3 protein-coding genes are annotated in these 4540 nt (G+C 55.3%); 1 reads left to right on the forward strand and 2 read right to left on the reverse strand.

Annotated features, from left to right (window positions below; translation table 11 throughout):
- Nucleotides 1-243: hydantoinase B/oxoprolinase family protein (locus VKV29_RS03200; protein WP_324199854.1), on the forward strand; the 243-nt coding region annotated here is incomplete at its 5' end.
- Here the strand turns inward: VKV29_RS03200 and VKV29_RS03205 are convergent.
- Together VKV29_RS03205 and VKV29_RS03210 are read right to left on the reverse strand one after the other, a co-directional pair.
- Nucleotides 240-1067 carry a hypothetical protein gene (locus VKV29_RS03205; RefSeq protein ID WP_324199855.1) on the reverse strand — a complete coding sequence of 276 codons (828 nt, stop codon included), beginning with the start codon at nt 1065-1067 and terminating at the stop codon, nt 240-242. The genes VKV29_RS03200 and VKV29_RS03205 overlap by 4 nt on opposite strands.
- Before the next feature lie 154 nt (nt 1068-1221).
- Nucleotides 1222-4443: an efflux RND transporter permease subunit gene (locus VKV29_RS03210; protein ID WP_324199856.1), complete on the reverse strand. Its 3222-nt coding sequence runs from the start codon at nt 4441-4443 to the stop codon at nt 1222-1224.
- Nucleotides 4444-4540: the final 97 nt, after the last annotated feature.

A 4540-nucleotide genomic window follows, 5' to 3' on the forward strand; every position in this document is an offset into this window, starting at 1 on the left:
GGGCTAATACGCCGTCTAAGGCTTCGCGCGCCGGCCCACATCACGTTGCTTACTAGCAGCCGTGCCCAGAGACCGCAAGGGGCTAACGGCGGGGAGGCGGGTGCTTCTGGCAGGAACTACCTCCTCTTGCCGGATGGCACAGAGCAAGAGTTGCCCGCCTTTTGGAGCGGCGCCTGCCCTGCCGATACGGTGTTGACGGTGGAGACCCCAGGAGGTGGAGGTTGGGGAGCACCGCCTGGTTAAAAGAACCTCGGGTCGGTGAACACGCCGCTGGCCACAAGATAGACATAGAGGTCGGCACACATAACGGTCACCAAACTCACCCAGAAGAACTGACCGTGGTATTCGTTGAGCCAACTTACCCATCGCCACGACTTGTAGCGCCAGCCGGATTTGGAAAACCAGTTCACCGCCCCCCCAATGAGATGGCGAAAGGCATGACATGAGAAGGTGTAGAGGGTTAGGGCGAGGGTATCTATGAGAAAGATAAGCGTGCCTAAGCCGACTCCCATGTGCACCTGCCCTGCCTCGGTATAAAAGAAAGCATTGTAGAGATGCCACCAATGAAAGCCCACCAGGATCACAGCGATGTAGAAGGTATAGCGATGGAGATTGAAAATTTTGTTAGGCCAGCGGGTCTCTCCGGTGTAGTGGCGGTGCTTAAACAGCTCGCGTACGGCACAGGCGCCAGGGTCTTGGAAGAAGGCCCTATAGTAGACGCGGCGGCAGAAATAGCAGGAGAGACGGAAAGCGAGGGGCAAGATCATCACGTAGAGCGCAGCGGAGACAGGCCAAGCCCCTATGCGGAGATGAACGGGAATGTAGGGCGAGTAGAACGGCGACCAATAGTGGGGTTGAATCCGCATTGGCGCCAGCCAAGAGAAGTTTTCTCCCTCATTGTAGGTGGCGAAGTAGCGCCCCATAAAGGCGCGAATGGTGGCGTAAATTACAAAGATAACGAGCACCACAACTGTGGTTGTAGGTGCCAACCAGTAGGCGTCCTTACGTGGGTTCTCGATAACCGGTGTGCGTACTTCTTCTGTTTCTGGCGTAGTGTAAGTTGCCATGCCGCTTTTTCCCTCGACATCGGAAATTTAGAAAGCCGCTACAGCGGCCTCTCTCTTTACTACGCTATAATAGCACAGAACGGAAATGTAAGAAAATGAAATTTTTCGATAGAAACTATTAGAAAAGCTTATCTCTCCCCCTCCGGTGGTTTCCCTACCTTCTGCGAAGGCGGCGGACAAGGCGCGTTACACCGTCCACAGCGCTCCCTCGCACCCGGTAGAACAGCACCACGAAATCGTCGAGGATCGAGTAGATAACCGGTGTGGCCAGCAGGGTAAGCAGCAGAGAAAGCGTTTGCCCTCCCATAACCGTGTAGCCGATATCCTTGTTGGTTTCGGCCCCCGATCCTTTTGAGATCACCAAAGGAATAAGTCCGGCCACAAAGGCGATGGTCGTCATAAGAATAGGACGCAGACGATCGCGATTGGCCTGCACGATGGCATCGAATCGGTTCATGCCGCGGGCGCGTAGTTGGTTGGTATGGTCAATTTGGAGAATGCCGTTCTTTTTCACCACCCCAAAGAGCACGAGAATGCCCAAAATCGAAAAGATGTTCACCGTACGGTGGAAGATATAGATCGAGAGGAAGGCGAAGGGTGCCGTAAGCGGCAGTGCGCTCATAATGGCAATAGGATAGATCCACGATTCAAACTGTGCGGCCAAGATGAGATACATGAAGATGATGGCCAAGAGGAACGCGACCACAAACGCCTTAAAAGCTCGGATCAGCTCGCGTGAGGTGCCGAACGGAACGATTCGGTATTGGGGTGGAAGGTGCAGCTGATCGAACATCTTCACTATTTGGGTGCCTATGGCCTGTTGTGAATAGCCCGGCAGGATATTACAGGTGATCAGCACATTTCGCTGACGGTTGAGGCGGTTGATCTGCGCCGGCCCCGTCGTCTGCACCAGATGCACCACCTGATCTAACGGCACGCTGCCCACCGTGCTCGATGGGACCGTGAGCTGTTTAAGAATCTCCGGATTATCGCGGTATTGTAAAGCAGCCCGCATGTGCACCTCATACTGCTCACCGCCCTCAAAGTAGTCGGTCACCTGCTGATCGCCCACCAGAAGGTGGAGCGTATTGGCTAAATCGGCCACCGATACCCCCAAGTCGGCGGCGCGTTGTCGGTCTATCACCACATCTAGTTCCGGTACACCGAGGACGAGGGAGGTATCGGCATCCACGACGCCGGGGATTTTCTTCAGCCCATCAAGAATCCGCTGCGAGTACTGCGCCAACAGATTGAGATCGGGGCCGGATAGCGAGTAGGTTACGGCCGCTTGCGGCGCCCCCGAAGAGAAAGCGGGGATGGGGCCGGCGGTGGCGCGAATGTTGCCGTATTTCGGCAGAATTTTGGTTCGCACCATCTGTTGAACATCCTGTTGGGTATAGCCGTCGGTTCGATCCTCCACCTGTTTCATCTGAACATAAATAGAGGCCAGGTTTTGGGTTTTTTGTGGGTTATCGCCGATGGTAACCACCGCATACTCCACATCCGGCAGCTTCAGCGTCTCGCGGGCGATTTGGTTGGCGAGCGCCTGGGTGGCCACAAGGCTTGTGCCTTCAGGGGCGCGAACGGAAATTTGAAACTGAGATTGGTCGTTATCCGGCAAAAAGTTTTTGGGAACCAGAGGCACCACAATCGCCATGCTTAACAGGGCAAGAAGACAGGCAAGCAACACAACGATGCGGTGCCACCCCCATTTACCGCCCAAACACCATTTAAGAATGGCCGTATAGGTTACGTCGAGCCAATGGAAAAATCCACGTTGTTTTGAGGTCGCCGCCAATCGCTTCTCGGTCGGCTCTTCCTCTCCCGGCACGCCCACCGGCATCCACTCTGGGGCGTCTGTACCGCCGGGCAGGCCCCGTGGTTTTAGCCAGCGCGAGGCCAACATGGGCGTGAGACTGAAGGAGACAAAAAGCGAGACAAGGATAGAGAAGGCCATAGTAAGGCCAAAAGATTTTAGGAACCGCCCGGTAATGCCGGTCATAAAGGCGATCGGCAGAAAGATGGCCACCAGCGAGAAGGTAGTAGCGAGCACGGCCAAGCCGATCTCCCGCGTGGCCTCGATGGCGGCCTCGAAGGGACGCATCCCTTTCTCTTCGATAAACCGATAGATATTCTCCAACACCACAATGGCATCATCAATCACGATGCCCACAGCCAAAGTAAGCCCAAGCAGCGTGAGCAGGTTAAGGGTAAAGCCCATCGCATAAAGCAACACAAAGGTGCTGATGATGGAGGCAGGGATGGCCAAACCGGAGATGATCGTCGTGCGAAAGTTCCATAAAAACACCAACACCACCAGGGCTGCAAGCAGACTGCCTAGTTTGAGATGCGACATTACCTCTCGCGTGGAGGCGAGAATGTAGGTGGACTGATCGCGAACGATGCGAATGTTGTAGCCTGGGGGCAACGTGGGGCGAATTTCGGCTAATCGCTGCTTTACCGCCTGCACCGTTGCCACCGTATTCAGCCCTGACTGTTTGCGTATAGAGAGCAGCACGGTGGGAATGGGGTGTGAGACGCCCGGTTGCACCAAATTGGCCACCGTGCTCGGCTCTTCGGTGCCATCTACCACCCGGGCCACATCGCCTACATGAATAAAAGAGCCTCCAGGCCCTTTGGCGATGACAATGTCGCCAAACTGTTGCGGGCTGGTAACACGGCCGAGCGTTCGCACGGTGAGCTTAACGGCGCCCTCATCTACGTCGCCGCCGGGGGTTTGGAGGTTTTGAGCCTGCAAAGCCCGTTCCACATTCAAGGCGGTAAGCCCGTATGAGCGCAGTTTGTAGGGGTTTAAATAGATATTGATCTGGCGCTTGCGTGTGCCCAACAGCGTCACCTGCCCCACGCCATCTATCGACTCGATTTGGCGACGCAGCACCTTGTCGGCATATTCGCTGATGTTACGGATGTTATCCGGGGCGGAGAGCGCCAACTGAAGGATGGGGGCCGCATCGGGGTCTACTTTATCAATTACCGGTGGCTTTATGTCGGAGGGAAGATCGGGCAGAACCTCGTTGACCTTGGCGCGCACCTCCTCCACGGCGACATCTATATCTTTTTCCAGCACGAAGGTGATGATAACCTGCCCCACCCCATCATAGGAGACCGAGCTGAGGCTATCTATGCCGCTGATGGTATTAACCGCCTCTTCAATCTTATCCACCACATCGGTCTCGATCTCTTGGGGAGAGGCGCCCTGCTCCGTCACGGTAACGGTGACCACGGGGAAGTCCACTTTTGGAAAGAGGTCCACTTGAAGTTGGGTATAGCCGTAGATACCCACCACCACAAGAACGAGAACGAGCACGGTGGCAAACACCGGTCGTCGCACGCAGACTTCCGCCAGCCACTGCATAGTTAGGTCACCTCATGCTGAAACAGATATTTGCGGTGAAATCCTTCGGATTTCCTTAGCATTATAGCCCAAAAAGCGCTCCCTTAGGGCGCCTTGT

Source organism: Chthonomonas sp., from assembly GCF_035294165.1.
In the GTDB taxonomy this organism is placed as follows: Bacteria; Armatimonadota; Chthonomonadetes; order Chthonomonadales; family Chthonomonadaceae; genus Chthonomonas.